Below are 20919 nucleotides of genomic sequence, written 5' to 3'. Positions count from 1 at the left end.
ATCAACCTCCCTGCATTGGCGACAGCACTTCCAGACGGCAGTTGGCCTCAAGCAACTGTGAAGCATAGCGCTCTCTGGGAACAAAGGTTCCATCGAGGGCACTGGCCACACAGCCAGCGTCAATGCCCTGCTCTTCTAACAACTCCGCAAGCGTCCCGGCTTTCGTCTCGATAGCACGACCATTTAGTTCGATTCGCATAGTAGTCTCTCTGTTGCAAGTTGATGCATGAGCTTTTCGGCCATAACCGGTGCCAGCAAAAAGCCATGGCGATACATGCCGTTAATGGAAAAGACACCGTTTTCATAACGCACGTCGGGCAGGTTGTCGTGATAAGCAGGACGTAACCCCGTCCCGCTTTCGATAATGCGCGCTTCGGCAAGCGCAGGATGAATGCTGTAAGCAGCGCTCAGCAGCTCCATCATGGCGCGCGCGCTGATGGGGCTGGTATCCTGACTCTCAACCATGGTGGCCCCGAGCATAAAGTGCCCCTGCGCCCGGGGAACCAGATAGCAAGGAAAACGGGGATGCAGCAGGCGTAAAGGTCGGGAAAACGTGATCTCATCCGTTTGCAGTATTAGCATTTCGCCCCGCACCGCACGCAAGGCTGGCTGTGCCTCACGCGCATGAATACCGCGGCAATCAATAATGCGTCCGCTGGGCTTGCCAGCGTGAATACTGACGCCCGCGCTGACCAGACGTGCACGTAACTGTTGCATTGCCTGACGCGGATCGAGATGCGCTTCAGCCGGGAAAAATAATCCTCGGGCGAAGCGGTTTTCCAGCGCGGGTTCGATGTCACCTGGCGCAACCCACTGATGCGCTAGGGTCATGCTGGCAAACCGGGTAAGTTCGGCGCTGTCACGCGGTGGCGTGAGCACGAGTGTGCCCTGCTGTTCAACGCCACTTACGCGGGCTGCCCACCACGCTGCAGCGTGCTGTCCCCATTCAACGACCTGCTGAGGCGCACTTTCCGCCTCACACCAGGGTGCCAGCATGCCGCCAGCCCAGTAGGACGCCGCCTGACAATTCGGTCGTGTAATGACTTCAACCTTCTCGCCGTGTTCGGCCAGTAACGTCGCGATACAGAGTCCGGATACACCGCTGCCCAGCACTGACCAGCGGCTCATCGTCCGCCATCCTGATGGGGGAAAAACGGAATAAGGATAGTCACATTGGCCTCTCTGTTAGCTCTCAGAGACCCGCGATACAAGAAGGGAAAAAGCACAAGCCTGACAGAAACAGGCTCTGCGGCAAGCATCTACGCGATGCGCAGATGCCCGTCTTCCTACGCCAGTATCAACTGGGTCAGGTTCTAAGGGTCGCTAAGCCGCGCATGGCGCTATTAGCCTCTCAGTCTCTCTGGCGAGACTCCCCTGACGGGTTCTAGTTGTATTTTAAGCGACGCTGTTCGTCAAGGCTGACACGCAATTTATCGCCGGGTCCGGCAAGATAAATAGCGCATTCAGGGTACACCCATATAGCGCAACAACGCCGTCATGCAGGCCGCGCCCAGAATAATGAAAATCAGCGGAGCTCTACGCCAGGCAAGGAACAGGGCAAACCCGACGCCCAGCACTCTGGCCATCCCTGCAAAATGCTGGCCTTCAAACAGCGTGGTGGTTGCCGCAACCGCAAGCAGCAGTACAGTGGCAGCATCGGATAACATGTTTTGGGTTCGTTCACTGACGGGCAGACGATTGCCGAGTTTAACACCCGCGAAACGGATGGCGTAGGTGCCAGCAGCCAGCAACGCAATACCTGCAATAATCATGGCGTGATTCATTTGCGCGATCTCCATGTAAAGAGGCCCAGCAAGGAAAACAATACGGGCATACCGGCAGGTACGAAAGGCGTGACCACCAGCGACAAAAACGCACCAGTCACAGCAGGAATGCGGGTGCGCGCTTTGCGTAAGGCAGGAAAGATCAGCGCAATCAGGATCGCGGGAAAGACCGCATCCAGGCCGATAGCAGACACATTCGGAATAAACTGCCCTATCGCCGCGCCAGCCATTACGGTTACAGGCCAGATCACGCCAATACTGATGCCGCATATCCAGAATGCCTGGCGACGTTGCGCCAGCGTAGGCTGGGAAATGCCAAACACGACACTTTCGTCATTCATGATGTGGCATCCTAGCAGACCCCGTCTGCCCTGACCGACCAAATCCTTGACAGTGATACCAAAAGGAAGATGACGCGCATTGACCAACAGCCCCGCCGCTGCCGCCGTGAGAGGACTGCCACCGCCCGCCACGATACCGATAAAAAGGAATTCAGACGCCCCCGCCAGCACCAACGTCGATAACGCCAGCGGCACCCAAAACGGAAAACCCTCTGCAAGAGCGAGCGAACCATATGACAGGCCAACAATGCCATCGGCAAGACAGACAAGGAAAATGGCTTTTATCACGCCCTTGCCCAGCGTCTCTTTTTTATCCAGCATCACGATTAGATCCCATAACGAACGATATACCCATTATAATGAACGGACCGCAGCAGCATTACAAGATGAACGATATGTTCGCTATAACTAACAGGATGCAGAATGAGTACACCCATTGATATTATCGCCAGCAGTTTAGTCAGAGAGCGCCAGCGGGCAGGACTGACACTTGCAGAAGTCGCGCGTCGGGCCGGCATAGCAAAATCGACCCTCTCTCAACTTGAGGCGGGGAACGGTAATCCTGGCATTGAGACGTTGTGGTCACTTTGCGTTGCCCTGAATATTCCGTTTGCCCGCCTGATGGAGCCGGAAGCGAACCGCCTGCAGGTTATTCGTCGCGGTGAAGGCCCTGCCGTTGCCGCCGAGCAGGCGGATTATAAAGCCGTCCTGCTGGCAACCTGTCCGCCCGGCGCGCGACGGGATATCTATCTGCTAAACATCCAGCCTGGCAGCGAGCGCCGCTCGCAACCGCATTCGCCGAACACCATTGAGCATCTCATCTTGACTCAGGGACGCGCGCTGGTCGGGCCCACAGACTCGCCCGTCGAACTGGCACCGGGCGACTACATCAGCTATCCCGGCGACACTGAACATATTTTTCGTGCGCTGGAGCCGGATACGCTGGCCGTGCTGGTCATGGAGCACATCTGAGGGTGCTCTGCCTCAGTCATCAGGCAGGCTAATCGCATCAAGGGAAATGACCCGATGTGCACTCCTCTCAAGTAGCGTGAGATCATGACTGACCAGCAGAATGGCGCAGCGTTGCTGCATGGCCAGATCAGTCAGTAAGGCCAGCGTCTGTTGCTGAACCACAGGATCGAGACGCGACGTGGGTTCATCGGCAAACAGGAACACGGGATTCAGCAACATCGCCCGAAGCAGCGAAAACCGCTGAAGCTCACCGCCTGACAATCCTGAAGCCGGACGGTGTAACAACGCCTGTCCGAGCCCCAATTGGCGCATCCGCTCATCACGTCGCCTCACCGGAATTGTGTGGCGCTGCAGCAGATCGTCGATGATCTGGGCCATAGTGATATCCGGTGGAAAAACCGCAGAAGGATCCTGGTACAGTTTTTGATAACGCAACGGATGAAACCTGCCCGGTCGGGTTATCGTTCCCTTATCGGGCTTAATCAAGCCCGATAGCGTATCTCCCAGGCTGCTTTTGCCACTGCCGCTCTCACCATAAAGCCCAACGATTTCACCGGCGCGAAAGCATAAATTTACATTGCGGAACAACGTTTTCCCGGCGCGTTTCAGAGTAAGCCCTTCGGCCCGTAATACGAGGGTGTCATCACAGGGCAACAACGTGGCCGGTGGCCAGGCATGGGGTTCGGCGGCCAGCAACTGTTTCGTATAAGCCTTCTGCGGCGCATTCAGGACTTGCGTGGCATTGCCCTGCTCAATCACCTTTCCCTTATGCATCACGACAATGTCACCGCCTAACTGCCTGGCCAGCGCGATATCATGGGTGATGGTCAGCAAGGCTTCGCCGCGGGCTACGGCCAGGTTGAGCATGTCACCAATTTCGTCCCGTCGCGCCACATCCAGTCCTTTCGTCGGTTCATCCGCGATAAGCAGAGTGGCACCGCCCGCCCGCGCAGCGGCAAAGCACACCCGTTGGGCCATTCCACCGGAAAGCTGCCAGGGGAAACGCTCTGCCGCGTGGGCCAGCCCCAGCGAGTCCAGCGCCAAACCTGCCGCCTGCTGCGCGCCCTGACGCGTGTACCCCTGTATGTACCGATAACCCTCTTCTGTCTGGCCTTTCACACGCATCGTCGGATCAAGCGCCAGCAAGGGCTCCTGAGGTAGAGCGGCAATACGGTGTCCCCACAGCGCACGGAGTGCTGTCAGATCGGTTCGCAGATTATATTGCTGCCCGTCAATGACTACCGTTCCTTCAGCGCGCAGTCCGTCGGGTAAGGCGCCGAAAATCGCCTGCGCAAACAAACTTTTTCCCGATCCTGTCTCACCAATGAAGGTGACGGGCCTGCCGGGATGGATGATCAGACTTACAGGCTCAACAATGCAGGTATCCGCGAAGACGGCGACCTGTTTGATTACGATGCTTGCCATTTGCGCTCCTTGTTGACCAACAAATTCAGCCCCACCAGCAGGATAAACAGCACAACCACAGGCTGCAGTAATAGCCAGGGCGCTTCCCAGGCATAGGGGAACAGCTCCGTCATCATCAGGCCCAGCTCAGGTGTGGGTGGACGAACGCCAACACTGATAAATCCCAGCGCCGATACGGCCATAATGGCATTGCTGAATGCATAGACGGTCAGTGTCAGCAATAACGGAGACAGGGCCGGCCAAAGATGTCGGCGAAAGAGATAAACAATGGAGAAGCCAAGCAGTGAAGATGACTGAACGGCTGGCGACATGACCACAGGCCGCAGCGTGGCGCGCGTCACACGGAAAAATTCCACCCACGGTACCAGTGAAAGTCCCAGCCATAACATGAGCGGCGCGTCAGGTGCGATTGCGGCGAGCAGCAGGACTAACAGCAGGCCCGGCAGCGCCAGACACATGTCGGCCAGCATACCGAAAAGTCGATCGACCCATCCGCCGTACCAGGCGCTGGCTATTCCCGCCAGCAGCCCCATGAGCATTGCTGTAATCACACACAGGGCCGCCAGCCCCAGCGACAATCGCAGAGCCGCACTCAGGCGCGCCAGCATCGAACGCCCTAAATGGTCATAACCCAGCCACGCGTTACCCGAGGGTGGCGTTAACATCTGTAACAAATCCTGCTGCAGGGGATCGTTCTGATTCAACAACGGCATCAGCCATGCAAAGGCCAGCAAGGTTAAAATTATCACCAGCCCCGTTTTTTGGCGGTACGTCATACGCGTTTACCTCGGGGATCCAGGACATAACACACGGCATCGACAAGCATATTTAAGGTGACAAAGGTCAATCCCAGTACCACCGCACTGGCCTGAATCACCGGAACATCCCGGGCAAAAATCGCATGTACCAGCGCGTGTCCGACACCTGGCCAGGCAAAAAGAGTTTCGATCACCACCACACCTTCCACTAACCAGACGAACTGCATGCCGATCCAGGTGACGACAGGGACACTGAGATTGCGCAAACCATGTCGCAAAAACAGGTGCGGCGCGGAAAGGCCCTTTTGCGCTCCCCAGCGATACCAGCCTGCTTTCACTGCCTGACAGGTTGCCTCACGGACAACACGCGCCCCTACCGCGCTCAGCGTTAATGCCAGCGTCAGCGCCGGGAGGATGACATGTTGCCCTTCCCCATGCCCCGCACTGGGTAGCCAGTTCAGGCGCAGCGAAAACAACATAATCAGAAGTAAACCCAGGGCAAAATGTGGAATCGATTTAAACGTGGGTGCCAGCACGTTAATGAGCCGATCAACAACACCGCCCGGCCGACATCCTGCCCAGACCCCCGCAGGAATAATGAGAATCAACATCATCAGCAGTGCTACACCGGCCAGAGCAAGGGTTTGTGTTAACTGCCAGCCCAGCTCACTGCTGACCGGCTCCCCTGAGACGAGAGATCGCCCGAAATCGAAGCGCAGCAGATCCCACATCCAGTGCCATAGTGCATTTCCCTGAGCGGAAAAGTCCGTCAGCTGTTGCTGCACGCGGGTAACCGCCGCCAGGTCGACCCGGTCATAACCATATCGTCCCGACGCAATGCGCCAGGCCATATCGCCCGGTAACGCCTGTACTAAAACGAACGTTAAAATACCGACGGTAAAAATCACAAAGGCAGCCTGACCCAAGCGCCAGACGAGTTGTTTAAGCATTATTCCGCCCATTTCATTTCACGCAGGCCAAAATGGCGTTCAAAGGGATCCAGTTTTATGGCGGCGAGCTTCGCGTTTACTGCTGCTGACTGCTGGTACCAGGCAACCGGAATAACCGGTAAATCACGCTGTAATGCGGCGGTGATGACCGCTCTTGCCTGCTGTCGTTGATCGGGATCGTTGCTACGTGAAAGCGTGCTGAGCGCCTTATCAAACGCGTTGTCGTGCCAGTTCATTGCGCCCCAGTCACCTCCCTGCGAACCGTAATCCTGAAGTAGCGTGCCGCCAGGATCCGGCGTCAGGGCGAAATTACGGGCATAGAGCGCCATTTGCAGGCTGCCATCATGATGACGCGCGGGTATCTCACTGGAATTGGTTGAATTGATGATGACCTCGATCCCGACCTCTCGCAGTTGTTGCTGAATGACCATGGCGATTAAGGGCAGCTCGGGGCGATCGGGATATGTCAGCAGCGTGAGGGTAAAGCGCTGGCCAGCGCGGGTTAACATGCCGTCCCGGCCGGACATCCATCCGGACTGTGCCAGTAAGGCGGCGGCACGCTGAGGAGCATAATCCAGAGTCTGTAAAGACGCGTTGTGCCACCCGGCCATAGAGGGCGGGAACATCTGTGTTGCCGCACCGGGAGAGCGTAATATGGCCGCAGACAGCGCATTCCGATTGATCGCCAGGCTGAGCGCTTCGCGCGTGGTTTGTTCCTTCAGGAACGGATGAGCGACGTTCAGCTTCAGCATCACCGTACGGGGTACGGAAACGGTAAGCACCTGTAGTGAAGTTTTGTGTGACAAGCGCTGACGGCTGGCGGCGTCCAGATTAAAGACGTAATCCGCATCACCACTTTCTGCAAGTAAAGCGCGCGTTTCGGCCCGACCCGCGGACAAATAACGGGCACGTTCAATGCTGGGTTTCTCTCCCCAGTATCCTTCAAACCGTTTTACACTCAGTGACTGAGGTGGCTGGAAACTGACGAGCTGGAAAGGGCCACTGCCGATGACGCGCGTAATGGTATTAGTATCGTCCCAGGAACTCAGCGCGAGGATTTGCGAACGGCTTTCAGCCAGCACTGCCAGCAGCGGCGTGAAAGGCTCGCTCAGCGTGACCGTCACACGCCGATCTTCTCCGCTGACCGACGTAATGGGTGCCTTGTCGAGTAAACCTGGCTTACTGCGGGCGGTATTCAGCGATTTTACGACGCTCTCAGCAGTAACAGGCGATCCATCATGAAAATGGGCGTTGCTCCGCAGCGTAAAATGCCATTGCAGCCCATCAGGCGAAATGTCCCAGCTTTCGGCTAACGCGGGTACCGCCTTGCCTTTCTCATCCGTTTCCACCAGCGTTTCCACCACATCCATACGAAGCAGAATGTCGCCTGAAAGGGCGGGATCGGGACCTTTAATCTCGAAAGGTGCGGCAATGCGAACGGGCTGATTGCGATCGGCGTAAGCACTTAATGACGCAAACAGCAGGCCAGTAAGCGTACCGAAAAACCAGTATTTGAATTGTGTCATGATATGTCTGTTTACCACATAATGTTTCCCAGAATTAATTATGTTATAACATAACAATTAAAATATGAACCCGTTTAACGCTCAGCCAGTCGCATCAGCCTGCTCGCTTTCAGTCTTAACAGCAAAGAAATGGAAACCCTGAATCCAACAAAGCATATTGAAAATGGCCGCTATTTTGTTATGTTATAACATAATATGTTCGCCATTTAAGGATCACTTCATGTCAGGCCACTCTCTTTCATCGCCCACAGACAAACGTTTGCCCGTTTCCGTGCTGTCCGGCTTTCTCGGGGCAGGCAAAACCACCCTTCTCAACCATATCCTCAATAACCGTGAAGGCAGGCGCATCGCCGTGATTGTCAATGACATGTCGGAAGTCAACATTGATGCAGCCTTAGTACGTAATGGCGGTGCGGCACTGTCTCGTACGGATGAAAAGCTGGTGGAAATGAGCAACGGCTGCATCTGCTGCACACTACGTGAGGATCTTTTGCTGGAGGTGAAACGGCTGGCGTCGGAAGGTCGTTTCGACCATCTGGTCATTGAATCAACCGGCATTTCCGAACCGCTGCCCGTTGCTGAAACGTTTACCTTTGCCGATGAAGAAGGTGAAAGCCTGTCGACGGTGGCAAGGCTGGATACCATGATCACTGTTGTGGATGGTTATAACTTTCTTCGTGACTACCGTTCACTGGACTCCTTACAGGCGCGTGGCGAATCACTGGGCGAAGAGGATGAGCGCTCGGTTGTGGATTTGCTGATCGATCAGATTGAATTTTGCGATGTTTTGATTGTGAACAAAACCGATCTTATCAGCCATGAGGATCAACGTACGCTCAAAGCGATGCTGCACAGGTTGAATCCACGGGCGCGCATTATCACCAGCCATTTTGGTAATGTTCCGCTCGATCAGGTACTGGATACCGGCCTGTTTGACTTTGACCAGGCCGCTCAGGCACCAGGCTGGCTAAAAGAACTTCGCGGCGAGCATCAGCCAGAAACAGAAGAGTACGGTATTCGTAGCTTTGTCTATCGCGCAAGACGTCCGTTTCATCCTGAACGATTCTGGCATGCGGTTAATCATCAGCTTGAGGGGGTGATCCGTTCGAAAGGTTATTTCTGGCTGGCCAGCCGTCCTGAATATGCAGCGTCGTGGTCTCAGGCGGGTGCGATAGCCCGGCATGGCTATGCAGGCAGCTGGTGGGCCAGTATCCCGCGTGATAAATGGCCACAGGACAGTGAATCCCTCGCGTTTATTGCCGACAACTGGATAGACGGGACGGGCGATGCACGACAGGAACTGGTTTTTATCGGCATTGATATGGATGAAACGACAGTGCGTGCTGCGCTTGATCACGCCTTGTTAACCCCTCAGGAAATGGCGGCGGGGCCGGGATACTGGGTGACGCTTTCCGATCCCCTGCCCGGCTGGTTCGATAACGCTGAATCGTAACGGATCTTTTTCTGCAAAGGATCCTGTTTTGTGTCAGGCAGAAATCAATGTTGTTATCCGATGGGAAAAGACAGTAAGCCGGCGCACTGCTGCGCCGGTAGACTCAGGGGATAAGAAAATACTGGTTAGCGCCGGTTTTTCCAGACTGTCTGAATATTACAGAACTCATGGACGCCAAAGTGCGATAACTCACGACCATAGCCGCTCTTCTTCACGCCACCGATAGTCACGCGTGGATCGGATGCACCATTGCCATTAATAAATACAGCACCCACTTCGAGGTTTGCCGTCATCTGCTCAGCACGATCGGTGTTGTTCGTCCATACCGTTGCACTGAGTCCGAATTCGCTGTTATTAGCGATTTCCAGCGCATGATCCGCATCACGGGCGACTGCGATAGCGGCGACAGGCCCAAAAAGCTCTTGCCTGAAGGCTGTCATGTCACTTGTTACATCAGACAGGATCGTCGGTGCATAATAATTGCCCTGCCCTGCTATTTTTTCGCCACCTAACACCAGACGTGCACCTTCACGCAGACTCGCTTTGACCTGTTCATCCAGTTCATCGCGGAGATCGTAACGGGCCATTGGGCCAATGTACGTTTGTTCATCCAGCGGATCGCCGATTTTAAGCGCCTTAACGGCTTCAACAAAACGCATTTCAAACGCTTCCGCAATCGGCGCTTCAACGATAAAGCGTTTCGCTGCCATACAAACCTGCCCGGTGTTCTGGAAACGGCCTGTGACTGCGGATTTAACGGCTTCATCAAGATCAGCATCAGCCAGCACGATGAAAGGATCTGAACCACCTAACTCCAGCACGGTTTTTTTCAGCGCCGCACCCGCCTGGGCAGCTATAGCGGCACCCGCCCGGACGCTGCCTGTTACTGCAACCGCTGCGATGCGATCATCCCGGATTGCGGTTGAAACGCCTTCGTTATCGACGTTTATCAGGTTAAAACCGCCTTCAGGCAGATCTGTAGCATCGAACAGCTCTGCCATCAGCATTGCGCTTCCCATGACATTAGGGGCGTGTTTAAGCAGATAAGTGTTACCCGCCAGCAGCATCCCTACAGCACCGCGCAGAACCTGCCAGAAGGGGAAATTCCAGGGCATTACCGCCAGAATAGTCCCGATTGGCCGGAATGACTGCCACGCATCGGGAATCTGTGAGGGTTGGTCTTGCAGCATGGCAGGGCCAAATTCAGCGTACCAGTCACACAAACTGGCACATTTCAGGATCTCTGCTCTTGCCTGTGCAACAGGTTTACCCATTTCCAGGGTTATCATTCGCGTCAGTTCTGGCTCACGCTGGCGAAGTTGTTCGCTCAGTTGACGAAGTACGTTGACACGCATGTCCATGCTGCTTTGCCGCCACGCTTTACTGGCCTTGGCACTTGAGTCTAACGTCTGCTCCAGTTCAGAAGCGGTTTGCATTGGATATTTTGCAAGAATTTCACCCGTTGTTGGATTACGGGAAATGGCAAAGTCAGTCATGATCGTGATCCTTAGTAATGACGAAATTCTGTCACCATACGCCGTAGTAATACTGATGAAAAATGAATAATAGTGATGAACTTGTTTCTGAAAAATGAAGGTACAAGTGAGTGCGTTTGTCCGGGACGGGTGGCAGTTACCTTATCGTTTTTAAAAAAAACGCTATTCAGAGAAACATCACTATGATCTGTTATCGCTGAGTTATCCACTTATACAGTGAATAGTTCCTATATAACGATCATAGAGAGATCCATAATAGATCCAAAGAGATCCCCGATCGCTGCAGGCCGCGCCACACAAGGGCTGAGAGGGGGTTGGTGTTCACTGTAATCAGCAAACTATTCACTGTAATCAGTACTTTATTCACTACACACTGTAGAAAGTTCACTATAATCAGTGCTAATGTTCACTGTAATCAGAAAACGATCCTTTTCATCCACAGAATGAAGATCTTATCCCATGGCAGATAAAGATACTGAAAACAAAGCGTTACTAGAGCCTTTTCTGTCTGTGACTAAAAACAGCGGTGAAGTTATTCAGCTTCATCCCAATAAAAATAACACTGTTCAGCCTGTTGCCTTGATGCGACTGGGACTGTTTGTACCAACGCTTAAATCTACCGCGCGCGGGATTTCAGGCGCGATGGCGTCCACGGATGCGACGAAAGAACTTAAAAACCTCTCGCTGGTGAAAGCGGAAGGGTATGAAAAGATTACCATCACCGGTGCCAGGCTGGATATGGATAATGATTTCAAGACATGGGCAGGCATCATCCAGTCTTTTTCGCGTTATCCTACTCAGGGCGATACGGTCACGCTGCCCTTTATCGATTTCGTTAAAATGTGTGGAATACCTTCAGCAAACTCTTCTGCTGCCTTACGTAAGCGGCTTGATGCATCCCTACGGCGAATTGCGACCAATACGCTGTCCTTTGAAGGAAACGGTAAGGCCTATCACACGCACCTTGTTCAGTCTGCCTACTATGATCGTGAAAAAGATATTGTTCGCATACAAGCTGATCCCAAGCTTTTTGAGCTCTATAACTTCGATCACAAGGTTTTACTTCAGCTACGCGCCATCTCCCGTCTGAAACGTAAAGAATCGGCTCAGGCGCTCTATACGTTCCTTGAGAGCCTTCCCACCAACCCTGCGCCTATATCACTGGCACGCCTGCGTATGCGCCTGAATTTAGGATCTAAAATTACGACGCAGAACCACGTTGTGCGACGCGCAATGGAGCAGCTTAAAGAGATTGGCTATCTCGACTATTCTGAAGTCAAACGCGGACGCTCTGTGTTTTTCATTATCCACAGCAGGACGCCTAAACTGGATGGTATCGGCAATCTTGAAGGTATTGATACCCTTGAAGACATTGAATTTGAAGAATAGCGCGCGCATTTACTGTAATCAGTAAGTTTTGCGTTGCAGTGTCACTTTTAACGAAAAAGTGACACTGCACGTCAGTTCATATACTTCTTTCACTCCTTACCTACAATCATTCACTGTAATCAGCGGCATTCACTATAGTCAGTAACGCCGCTGAAGTTATGCTGTTGGAACGTCTGCCATCTGATTTTATTTTAATAATATTTCAATGACTTATAAGTAAGTGTGCGCTTACTATTATTTTATTAATTTTCTGCTTATCCTTTTTTGCCTCGCCTTGCTGCTTACAGTGAATACTGGCTGCGTTTATTCGCGCCCTGCCTTTCACTGATTACAGTGAACGTTTGTGGAGAATGATATAACTGATTATAGTGAATATTGTTATTAATTAATTGATTTTATTTGTATTTTTTTGGGTTAGACAACGCAGGGTTGAACACGTTGGCATTTATGAACAATCACAGTAAAAAAGTGACAGGGTTAGTGGAACGCTGATTACAGTGAATGTTATGACGGGTTAAGCCGACAAAATGCATTTACTGATTCCAGTGAATCTGTCCTCTGTTCGTCACGAGGTTCCTGCTGATTCCAGTGAATCTGTCCTCTGTTCGTCACGAGGTTCCTGCTGATTACAGTGAACGTTCCGAAGTTAGATCCAGATTACTGACGGTGGCAGCTACGTTTACTGATTACAGTGAATGCTATCGACGTGTCATGGATGGACCACAAAGTCAGGCAGAGGCTGATTCAGATCAGGGCGTTTACTGATTACAGTGAATGTTACTGGGAAATGTATCATTCTTATAGCCTTTCCAGCCTGATGCCATGAGCATTTTCTCCTTCTGAAGGCTGCAAGTGTTACTGATTACAGTGAATATTCAGGGGACCGGGCTGATGAAGCCTCTTCCGGACTTCTCTACCCGACAACAAAGACTGCCACGCTGGTATGGGTATTCTCCTACTGATTACAGTGAATGTTTACGTCATTCCCCTTCCCTGTTTATTTTTCGCTAAAGGCTCGTCACGGTCTGTATCGCTACGCCTTTATCGCCAGGTCCGGCCTTAAAGCTGGCCCGGCATCACTTACTGATTACAGTGAATTTTTTAGTCGATGCCTTTCCACATCTGTTGCGACAGAAGCAAGTCGTGTGGCAAATAGCGGCATCTCTGTGGTCAGGCTTTTCATCTGCAGGCAACTGGAAGGGATACTGAATATAGTGAACATTGCGGATGTATATGTTCGCTCTGTCAGATTTTTAGAGAGTTAGCATTGAGACACAGCTTGCTTCAGTGAACACAGGATGGGTCCAGAACGCCCCCGCTGAGTCTGAGTAATAGATATTGATGCTGAATCACCTGCTGTGCTGTTTTAGCTGTCTGTCATCCTGATTCTGGCCACACGCTCGGCGCTCATCCGCTACTGAATACAGTGAATCTTTTACTGATTACAGTGAACGAATACAGGTTAAAAGGCACCTGCTGGTCAGATGCCCGTTAAATACATCCGCCAGCAGTGACGCCACAAGCGCAGTAGCTGCTGACCCTTTGCTACGCAGTTTTGCGCCCATGTGATCGGCGGGCTTTACTGATTACAGTGAATGTTCGCTTCTCGTTGTACGTACTGACGTTCTACTTTCCTGTATAAACCGAGCGAAGATAGCCTCACGGTATCTTTGTCCAGCTGTGTGGGCGAGACGGATTAAGTTCATCCTCCTGTATAGTCCACCTCTGAACGCATCGCAGATGCTTATTACAGTAAATTATGTGTATAGCGTCACATAAATCATAAGTTCAGCATTAAACATAGGATAGCGTTTATAAGATAAATTCTTGCCCGATGTGCAGGATTTAGGTATAAAGTCGTAAATCCTACATATCTGGAGTAAGTATGGCTAACGATGACAGTCAGGTCATGAAAGTTGCTCAGCGTTCTGAACGGATGCTATTGAGCCTTACTGAACAAATTCAGGCGCAAAAGCTTGAGTTACAGGAAAACAGTTATTACCAGATTTATGCGAAGGCTGCGCTGGCTAAACTGCCAAAATTAACCCGCGCCAGTGTGGATTATGCTGTCAATGAGATGGAAGAAAGTGGCTACCAGTTTGATAAGCGCGCTGCGGGAAGTTCGGTCAAATACGCCATGTCCATACAGAATATCATTGATATCTATCACCATCGCGGCGTACCGAAATACCGTGATCGCCATCCTGAAGCCTTTACGTTGTTTGTCGGAAATTTAAAAGGCGGCGTATCTAAAACCGTTTCGACAGTTTCTCTGGCGCATGCGCTTCGCGCTCACCCTCACCTGCTCTATGAAGACCTGCGCATTCTGGTTATCGATCTTGACCCACAATCCTCAGCAACCATGTTTTTAAATCATGAACGCTCAGTCGGTTTGGTTGAGGCTACGGCCGCGCAGGCCATGCTACAGAACGTGAGTCGTGACGAGCTGGTGAATGAGTTTATCGTATCGTCCATCATTCCGGGCGTGGATGTGCTGCCCGCCTCCATCGATGATGCGTTTATTGCATCTAGCTGGGATGAGCTCTGTGCCACGCATCTTCCAGGACAGAATGTTCATTCAGTGCTTTATGACAATGTTGTCTCAAAACTCAAAAAAGATTACGACTTTATCTTCATCGACAGTGGTCCCCATCTGGATGCCTTTTTAAAGAACGCGATTGCTGCTTCTGATCTTCTGATGACGCCGGTGCCGCCTGCACAGGTGGATTTTCATTCCACTCTCAAATATCTGACGCGTTTACCTGAGTTGATTGGCATCATTGAAGAATCGGGGGCAGAGTGTCGCCTTCAGGGAAATATCGGCTTTATGTCGAAACTCTCGAATAAAGCTGACCATAAGCTGTGTCACAGTCTTGCTAAAGAAATTTTTGGCGGCGATATGTTAGATGCAACGCTTCCGCGACTGGATGGTTTTGAACGCTGTGGAGAGTCATTTGACACCGTTATATCTGCTAATCCATCCACCTATGTGGGCAGCAGCGAAGCGCTAAAAAATGCGCGTTCTGCCGCTGAAGATTTTGCAAAAGCGGTTTTTGACCGCATCGAATTTATTCGCCTGAACTGAGGTTTTTATGAGTGCAAAAAGAATAACGATTGGTCGAACCTTCAGCCAGACGCCGTTAACTACCGAAAAATCCTCTGAACTCCCCTCACAAACCTTTGTGCTTTCGACGGGGAAACGCGCCGTGTTCAGGTTTAATCATATACCTGCCAGCGAAGTGGCTGCTAAAACCTTCGTAAATATGGAAACCAATGGTCGCGACCAGTCTGGTCTTACACCTGATTCATTACGCGACATTATTCGTACCATCAAACTCCAGCAGTTTTTTCCTGCCATTGGCATCATGCAGGACGAACGTATCGAGATACTGGATGGTTCAAGGCGACGGGCCGCAGCGTTGCACTGTAAAACCGGTCTTGATGTGTTGGTTACCGATGCTGCAATCACGCCCGATGAGGCACGCAAGCTTGCACAGGATATACAGACGGCGCGCGAACATAATTTACGTGAAGTCGGCATGCGTTTGCTTGCGCTTAAAGAAGGCGGACTTTCACAAAAGGAAATTGCTGAAAATCAGGGGCTGTCTCAGGCTAAAGTGACCCGTGCATTACAGGCGGCGAGTGTGCCTGCCGATCTGATTTCGCTTTTCCCCAATCAATCTGAACTGACTTATCCTGATTATAAAGCTCTGCTCCAGGCTTCAGACAAGCTCAGTGAAACAGGGCAATCAGTTGATGCATTGATTAATGCGATTTCTGCTGAAATCGATGTGGTCAGAGCGCGTGAAAATTTAGCTGAAGATGAGCTAAAGAATAATATTCTTCGCTTAATTCGTCAGGGTAGCCAGACGTTGATTAAAGAGCCCGAAAAAGACAAAACCACTGCCATTGCGCTGTGGTCTTTCGCAGATAAAGATCGTTTTGCGCGTAAAAAAACGCGAGGAAGGATGTTCAGTTATGAATTTAATCGCCAGTCTAAAGAGCTGCAGGATGAGCTGGATAAAGTGATCTCAGAAACCCTGAAAAAGTTCATGACACGATGAGCGTCTAACCCTGACCAGGCAAATAGCCTTTGCCTGGTTTCTTTCCTCCCTTCCTGCTTTGTTTATGCTGCTATTTACACTCGCAATTTCAGGCTGAAATCGCCATCTAATAATCTTCCTTGTCGATATTAATATATTGAAAAATAGGTTCTTTTTTATCTCAGTGCCGTAAAATTTCGCCCGAAATTCTGTTTCGGGTCTTGGCTGTGCTGGTCGAAATTGTGCACGATCTGTAAGACTGTAATGAAAGCCTGACGCTTACAAATCAGGTCTCAAACCCATCTTATGGGTGATATTTGTTCAACCGCTTCCGCATTTATCAGCTCTACAGGCTTTCTCTCGACTGTCCGTACTAAAAGGAAAGTTTGAAGGAATGATGGAATGCTTTAATGTTACACCATGACGGCGATAAATTTGCGATTTTCTCTTATATCTAATTGTATTATATAGCTTTTGTTTTGGCGATTTCACCCTGAAATTTTTCTAAATCTGCCAGCAATGTAAACCTCATTGATATGAGCTGACACCGTATCCTCACTAAACTTATTTGCCGCGAGAAAATCTGATAAACAATAAAATTATCAATAATGACGATATACAGAAAATATCCCTTAGTTATCCACAGAAAAAGTGGATAACTAAGGCGGTGATGGATAAATCACTCTGTATGATGATGTGCTAACGGGAAAGTATTTGGTAATGATTAAGCCAAAGTTGTCAATGAATGGCACCATCACGATTTTGCCCGAATCTCTCTCACATGCTGATTAGCGCCCTCATCCCTCTTTTCTTTAAGAGTGAAGCCTGTAGTCGCCCGTACACTGCAGGACTGGGGCCAGCGAGTGAGGAAAGGTGAGACAAATGATATCACCGCGTTTTCTGTAAGGCGCTGTGAATGATGATGCAAATTCGCGGTGTATCAATAAAACCGCTTAAGCCTGCGGGTTGCGTCAGTATCATTGCTGTTGAATCGGCCGCAAAACGTTTCAGGCACCAGAATGCAGGTGACACAATCATTGGCTTTAATCTCACTTTTAGAAAACAAAGAAAGGCTTATTACATCTGCTCCGGCTAATCATGTTCAAAAGGACAAAGCGATGGGAGCTCAGGTTTTAATATTGAATTCACTGTAATCAGTATTCTGGTGCCCTGAGCATGTTGCTCAGGCTTTGACGCTTGCCGATGCTTCACACTACAGATTACAGTGAATCACTTGCCACGCATCGGTACCGCTGTTAGTCAGGAATATGCCGTTTACTGACGGCGCGATGCGCAGCCTGGGATGAGTATGGCACTGACATGAGATCTCTTTCTTAGCCTGAAGAGGCCATATGTAAAATGCAGTTGATTACTTATTACTGATTACTGATTACTGATTACTGATTACTGATTACAGTGAACACCTGCTGCATGTTCACTGTAATCAGTGAGCAAAATGAGTTTGGCGATTTCAGGCTGAAATTTGGTCGTCAACCTTTCCGGGCGGAAGCTAAAAGCTAAGCCGTGAATGCGGTTACGCGCCTGAGTCAATGTTTACAACTCATCACGCTGAAACTGACTCGCATCGTTATTGAAGAAATACAGAATTAATATAATCCGGAAGGCCGCAAAGCGAAATCGGGTAAAAGTTAAACTTAATAAATCACGGCACTATAAAATGCGCGTCCAGCTAAGATGACCGTGACATGTTAGCGGCTTGCTGCATATCGCAAGCCTGCGGTACCCGTATTGCTGTCCGTGATTCATGTTCAGCGCGCTTGTCTTTCAGGCCGGCTCAATGACCTTAATATCAAGCGGTCTAGAGCTGCCACTAGCTTCGATCTTAACATCGCCGCAGCATCGCTGTTAGCCGTCCTTTTTATCTGTTTCTAGAATAAGCGTGCCAATAACGCAGTCATCTGTTCACGCGAACTGACTACAGTGAATACTCAAACATTCACTGTAGTCAGTGCTTCTCTTTGGCGATTTCAGGCTGAAATTCACATGTCATGGGTTTCTGAATGAATCCCTTTTACCAAGGCCCACGCGAAATACGAATTAATTAATCAGGTTCCTTTTGACAGGCACAGCCAGTTTGTCTGAATGAGAAAGCCTTATGCAGATAAACCGCAATTCTGGTTATGACAGGTATGCGAAAGGCTGATAAGTGAGCTGCGAAACGTCAGCCACTCGGTTTGTTATTCGTATCGCAACGACAATGTGGCATATCTGTATGGCATGTCAAAAAGCTTTCATAAGTATGAATACAAGCGCGATCGCTGCAATATTAATAGCCAGCCAGCATCTTTCGCGTTGAGCATGCCTGAAAACCAGATAGGCAAGAGGGGAAAGTATAAAAGCCGGCGTCATAAGAGGAATACCATGTCAACGTGCAGAACAAACGTGTACCGCACTTATCTGAAATGATGTGAAGTCAGAAAAGGATAGGTGATGGAAAATACATTAAGAACATGCTGTGCGAAAAGCATGTTCTTACCCGTTGGTGACATTACACGTATGAAAAGGGCAGGGCGAACTTTTCTTAAAGTGCAATGATCGCCTCAATCTCAATTAACAATTCAGGTGCAAAGAGGGCGTTAACCTGAACCAGTGAACTGGCTGGGAGAGCGGTGCCATAGCGTTTAAACAATACCTTACGAAGTGCATCAATATCAGTGAATGAAGTAATGAACAGGGTCACCTTTATCAAATTCTCTAACGACGTTTGCTCAGCGCTGGCGATAACCTCAAGCTGATCGAATATCGCTTCTGCCTGAGCTGCTATGTCACGCTGGCTTGCTGTCGTGCCGTGGGCGGTAAGGCCTGAAACATACAGTGTTCCGTTATGGCTGACGGCGTGGACATATGGCGCTGTTATTTGGCCCAGCGCAGCGTAGTTTTTGCGTTGCAGCATGATTAAGTGACCCTTTGCGCAGTTATTTATTGTGGGTGAGCAAGTGCTGGCACTGCGTGTTATTACTGGCGGCGAGTTGCTGCTGGTCGGGCGTCAGATTTTTCCAGACAGTGATGACACGTTTAGCCAGTCCCGGGATAAAATGGATTTTTTGCAATGCATAATCAGAGTTACTGCCTTCGATAACATTATTCATTGCATTGTATATCTGATGTTCATTTTGCTGAGGCACTGCACAGAGCACTGATACATAATAAGCTTCCTCTTCCGCATCATAATGCGGAACGAGCCACCAGGCCAGGCAAGCCAGCACAATAATTACAGGAACAATAAATTTAGGACCAACTTTTGCCATGATACAACCTTAAAAATATGACTGACAGTCTGCACAGTTACGGGTTTGGTTGCGTATCCTGCCATAAACATGAAGTGTTGTTAAAGCACATGGCTGGGGAAACAAGCGAAACAGTCTTTCGTTGTTTTATTAAATCAACTGCGAACACCCATTTTTAACATTTTTACGCGCCTTTTCGTTTCCTGTAAATAACTGTAAATATCAATATAATTAGGGTGTTATCTGTCCAGACTAGTCTGTATTTACCGTTACGTTTCTTAAAACCGACTATGCTAAAAAATCTACAACAGGCGAAATCATAAATGGTGCGGAAAAACAGTAACAGGGGAATCATATGCTGATAAAAAAGAAGAAATTGCGTTCACATACCGAAGACCGTTATCTTGCTCTGGCATTAGCGACAACGGCAGGTATTCTTAATGCCATGGCGCTTGGCGCGTTTGGTTTTTTTCCGTCACATATGAGTGGAAATACCTCTCAAATTTCAACTGAAGTTTTTACATCCGATTTTGACAGCCTCATCTTTCTTGCTGGATTAATTATGGCGTTTGTTGTTGGATGCACATCGGCAAGATTATTTATCATTGCCGGAGAAAGGCGAAAAATAAGGACGGTTTTTTGTCAGATTATCCTGGCTGAAGGAATTGCTCTGACGTCTGCTTCGCTGTTCGAGAAAATGTTTTATTCTCCTGAGTATAATGGTGAAGTGTTATTGATGCTGGCTTTCCTGATGGGATTGCATAATGCGACGTCTACCCAACTCTCAAATGGTCGTGTTCGATCTACACATATCACAGGTACGCTTACTGATGCCGGAATTGCACTTGGCACGTACGTCTCTTCGTTCGTTTCTCGTGCCGAACCCTGCGACAGACGTTTTGCACAGAAACAGTTGCATACCCATCTGACCACCGTCTTTTCATTTTTGTCCGGGTGTATCGCCGGTTTAATGCTTTTTAAAGGTTATGGATTTAATGCGATGATTGCATTGGGTATTTTCCTTATCACCCTCGCGACAAGCGCCATAATAATCACCCTGAATAATGCAAAAAAGGTAAGCGTACAGCGCAAACCGTCTGCTCATAATCTGAAGCATCCGACAAAGTGATGTTCACCAAATAAGTAGTGGGAACCGAAGTGTCAGATATGCAGAAAAATATGACTCCCGGCAGGCGTAAAGACTGCCCTGATTATTCTCCTGAATTTAAACAGCAGCGCGTTGCTGCCCCCTGCGAACCCGGGAAATTCATTTAAAAGCTGGCGCTTGCAATGGCACTTACGCCAATCTGTTGTTTAAATGGCACCAACAATAGCGTGAGGGAAAGCTGCTATTACCCTCTTCAGAGAGTCCTCAGCTACTTCCTGTGACTCTCGATGCAGCTGCCGTATAGTCAGAGCCACTCGCAGAGGACCCGGGAACCCTTAATATTGGCTGTGAGGTAACGTTCCGGCACGGAACGCTCTGCCTCAAGGGCACTGTCAGCAAAAATCTGCTGACCCTTCTGATACAGGC

18 protein-coding genes and 1 riboswitch are annotated in these 20919 nt (G+C 50.0%); of the genes, 7 read left to right on the top strand and 11 right to left on the bottom strand.

Annotated features, from left to right (window positions below):
• Position 1 precedes the first annotated feature (1 nt).
• The 4 genes from thiS to GC090_RS20675 form a co-directional block, all read right to left on the bottom strand.
• Complete coding sequence (gene thiS, locus GC090_RS20690) at positions 2-199, bottom strand: sulfur carrier protein ThiS (protein WP_006122036.1); 198 nt, start codon at positions 197-199, stop codon at positions 2-4.
• Positions 184-1128 (bottom strand): FAD-dependent oxidoreductase, encoded by a 945-nt coding sequence (locus GC090_RS20685; RefSeq protein WP_054634067.1) that lies wholly within the window; start codon positions 1126-1128, stop codon positions 184-186. The genes thiS and GC090_RS20685 overlap by 16 nt, the downstream gene beginning before the upstream one ends.
• Positions 1129-1266: 138 nt before the next feature.
• Positions 1267-1386: riboswitch (TPP riboswitch) on the bottom strand.
• Between the two features lie 77 nt (positions 1387-1463).
• Positions 1464-1784 carry a branched-chain amino acid transport AzlD family protein gene (locus GC090_RS20680; protein WP_006122033.1) on the bottom strand — a complete coding sequence of 107 codons (321 nt, stop codon included), beginning with the start codon at positions 1782-1784 and terminating at the stop codon, positions 1464-1466.
• A complete protein-coding gene (locus GC090_RS20675; protein WP_324021963.1) occupies positions 1781-2446 on the bottom strand; it encodes an AzlC family ABC transporter permease in 666 nt (221 codons plus the stop codon). The genes GC090_RS20680 and GC090_RS20675 overlap by 4 nt, the downstream gene beginning before the upstream one ends.
• Positions 2447-2548: 102 nt before the next feature.
• On the opposite strand from GC090_RS20675, the gene GC090_RS20670 reads away from it, so the two are divergent.
• Positions 2549-3097, top strand: coding sequence for a helix-turn-helix domain-containing protein (locus GC090_RS20670; protein ID WP_033742317.1), 549 nt, complete (start codon positions 2549-2551; stop codon positions 3095-3097).
• A 12-nt stretch (positions 3098-3109) separates the two neighbouring features.
• On the opposite strand, the gene GC090_RS20665 is transcribed toward GC090_RS20670, so the two are convergent.
• Genes GC090_RS20665 through GC090_RS20650 form a run of 4 tightly spaced genes read right to left on the bottom strand, consistent with a single transcriptional unit; the run spans position 3110 to position 7756 of the window.
• On the bottom strand, positions 3110-4522 hold the full coding sequence (locus GC090_RS20665; protein WP_277284897.1) for an ABC transporter ATP-binding protein: 1413 nt from the start codon (positions 4520-4522) through the stop codon (positions 3110-3112).
• Positions 4507-5298 carry an ABC transporter permease gene (locus GC090_RS20660; RefSeq protein WP_324021915.1) on the bottom strand — a complete coding sequence of 264 codons (792 nt, stop codon included), beginning with the start codon at positions 5296-5298 and terminating at the stop codon, positions 4507-4509. The genes GC090_RS20665 and GC090_RS20660 overlap by 16 nt, the downstream gene beginning before the upstream one ends.
• Positions 5295-6230, bottom strand: a complete 936-nt coding sequence (locus GC090_RS20655) for an ABC transporter permease (RefSeq protein WP_324021913.1) — start codon at positions 6228-6230, stop codon at positions 5295-5297. The genes GC090_RS20660 and GC090_RS20655 overlap by 4 nt, the downstream gene beginning before the upstream one ends.
• Positions 6230-7756: an ABC transporter substrate-binding protein gene (locus GC090_RS20650; RefSeq protein WP_324021911.1), complete on the bottom strand. Its 1527-nt coding sequence runs from the start codon at positions 7754-7756 to the stop codon at positions 6230-6232. Before GC090_RS20650 ends, GC090_RS20655 begins: the two co-directional genes overlap by 1 nt.
• Before the next feature lie 220 nt (positions 7757-7976).
• On the opposite strand from GC090_RS20650, the gene zigA reads away from it, so the two are divergent.
• Positions 7977-9209: a zinc metallochaperone GTPase ZigA gene (gene zigA, locus GC090_RS20645; RefSeq protein WP_205952970.1), complete on the top strand. Its 1233-nt coding sequence runs from the start codon at positions 7977-7979 to the stop codon at positions 9207-9209.
• 125 nt (positions 9210-9334) lie between these two features.
• Here zigA and GC090_RS20640 read toward each other — a convergent pair whose 3' ends face one another.
• A complete protein-coding gene (locus tag GC090_RS20640; protein ID WP_110268525.1) occupies positions 9335-10705 on the bottom strand; it encodes an aldehyde dehydrogenase family protein in 1371 nt (456 codons plus the stop codon).
• A gap of 459 nt (positions 10706-11164) precedes the next feature.
• Between GC090_RS20640 and GC090_RS20635 the strand changes: the two genes are divergently transcribed.
• From GC090_RS20635 to GC090_RS20620, 4 genes are all read left to right on the top strand, one after another.
• Positions 11165-12094, top strand: coding sequence for a RepB family plasmid replication initiator protein (locus tag GC090_RS20635; RefSeq protein ID WP_324021909.1), 930 nt, complete (start codon positions 11165-11167; stop codon positions 12092-12094).
• 1885 nt (positions 12095-13979) lie between these two features.
• Positions 13980-15179, top strand: a complete 1200-nt coding sequence (locus GC090_RS20630) for an AAA family ATPase (protein ID WP_039339560.1) — start codon at positions 13980-13982, stop codon at positions 15177-15179.
• Positions 15180-15186: 7 nt separating this feature from the next.
• Complete coding sequence (locus GC090_RS20625; protein ID WP_033742325.1) at positions 15187-16158, top strand: ParB family protein; 972 nt, start codon at positions 15187-15189, stop codon at positions 16156-16158.
• An 895-nt stretch (positions 16159-17053) separates the two neighbouring features.
• Complete coding sequence (locus GC090_RS20620; protein WP_133745716.1) at positions 17054-17233, top strand: hypothetical protein; 180 nt, start codon at positions 17054-17056, stop codon at positions 17231-17233.
• A gap of 1446 nt (positions 17234-18679) precedes the next feature.
• Here GC090_RS20620 and GC090_RS20615 read toward each other — a convergent pair.
• Together GC090_RS20615 and GC090_RS20610 are read right to left on the bottom strand one after the other, a co-directional pair.
• On the bottom strand, positions 18680-19051 hold the full coding sequence (locus GC090_RS20615; protein WP_006122018.1) for a RidA family protein: 372 nt from the start codon (positions 19049-19051) through the stop codon (positions 18680-18682).
• A gap of 22 nt (positions 19052-19073) precedes the next feature.
• Complete coding sequence (locus tag GC090_RS20610) at positions 19074-19406, bottom strand: hypothetical protein (protein ID WP_162286566.1); 333 nt, start codon at positions 19404-19406, stop codon at positions 19074-19076.
• A 334-nt stretch (positions 19407-19740) separates the two neighbouring features.
• On the opposite strand from GC090_RS20610, the gene GC090_RS20605 reads away from it, so the two are divergent.
• Positions 19741-20514, top strand: coding sequence for a YoaK family protein (locus tag GC090_RS20605; protein WP_039339554.1), 774 nt, complete (start codon positions 19741-19743; stop codon positions 20512-20514).
• Positions 20515-20919: the final 405 nt, after the last annotated feature.

This window comes from Pantoea sp. JZ29 (genome assembly GCF_035190385.1).
Lineage (GTDB): Bacteria > Pseudomonadota > Gammaproteobacteria > Enterobacterales > Enterobacteriaceae > Pantoea > Pantoea stewartii.
The sequence above is the reverse complement of the archived record's forward strand: the minus strand, read 5'-3'. Positions and strand labels throughout refer to the sequence as shown.

Excerpts from the sequence above, each read along its gene's own strand:
- GC090_RS20660 (WP_324021915.1), bottom strand. The coding sequence starts at position 5,298 with ATGACGTACCGCCAAAAAACGGGGCTGGTGATAATTTTAACCTTGCTG.
- GC090_RS20640 (WP_110268525.1), bottom strand. The coding sequence starts at position 10,705 with ATGACTGACTTTGCCATTTCCCGTAATCCAACAACGGGTGAAATTCTT.
- GC090_RS20665 (WP_277284897.1), bottom strand. The coding sequence starts at position 4,522 with ATGGCAAGCATCGTAATCAAACAGGTCGCCGTCTTCGCGGATACCTGC.
- GC090_RS20620 (WP_133745716.1), top strand. The coding sequence starts at position 17,054 with ATGATGATGCAAATTCGCGGTGTATCAATAAAACCGCTTAAGCCTGCG.
- thiS (WP_006122036.1), bottom strand. The coding sequence starts at position 199 with ATGCGAATCGAACTAAATGGTCGTGCTATCGAGACGAAAGCCGGGACG.
- GC090_RS20625 (WP_033742325.1), top strand. The coding sequence starts at position 15,187 with ATGAGTGCAAAAAGAATAACGATTGGTCGAACCTTCAGCCAGACGCCG.
- GC090_RS20605 (WP_039339554.1), top strand. The coding sequence starts at position 19,741 with ATGCTGATAAAAAAGAAGAAATTGCGTTCACATACCGAAGACCGTTAT.
- zigA (WP_205952970.1), top strand. The coding sequence starts at position 7,977 with ATGTCAGGCCACTCTCTTTCATCGCCCACAGACAAACGTTTGCCCGTT.
- GC090_RS20635 (WP_324021909.1), top strand. The coding sequence starts at position 11,165 with ATGGCAGATAAAGATACTGAAAACAAAGCGTTACTAGAGCCTTTTCTG.
- GC090_RS20610 (WP_162286566.1), bottom strand. The coding sequence starts at position 19,406 with ATGGCAAAAGTTGGTCCTAAATTTATTGTTCCTGTAATTATTGTGCTG.
- GC090_RS20655 (WP_324021913.1), bottom strand. The coding sequence starts at position 6,230 with ATGCTTAAACAACTCGTCTGGCGCTTGGGTCAGGCTGCCTTTGTGATT.
- GC090_RS20675 (WP_324021963.1), bottom strand. The coding sequence starts at position 2,446 with ATGCTGGATAAAAAAGAGACGCTGGGCAAGGGCGTGATAAAAGCCATT.
- GC090_RS20685 (WP_054634067.1), bottom strand. The coding sequence starts at position 1,128 with ATGAGCCGCTGGTCAGTGCTGGGCAGCGGTGTATCCGGACTCTGTATC.
- GC090_RS20650 (WP_324021911.1), bottom strand. The coding sequence starts at position 7,756 with ATGACACAATTCAAATACTGGTTTTTCGGTACGCTTACTGGCCTGCTG.
- GC090_RS20680 (WP_006122033.1), bottom strand. The coding sequence starts at position 1,784 with ATGAATCACGCCATGATTATTGCAGGTATTGCGTTGCTGGCTGCTGGC.
- GC090_RS20615 (WP_006122018.1), bottom strand. The coding sequence starts at position 19,051 with ATGCTGCAACGCAAAAACTACGCTGCGCTGGGCCAAATAACAGCGCCA.
- GC090_RS20670 (WP_033742317.1), top strand. The coding sequence starts at position 2,549 with ATGAGTACACCCATTGATATTATCGCCAGCAGTTTAGTCAGAGAGCGC.
- GC090_RS20630 (WP_039339560.1), top strand. The coding sequence starts at position 13,980 with ATGGCTAACGATGACAGTCAGGTCATGAAAGTTGCTCAGCGTTCTGAA.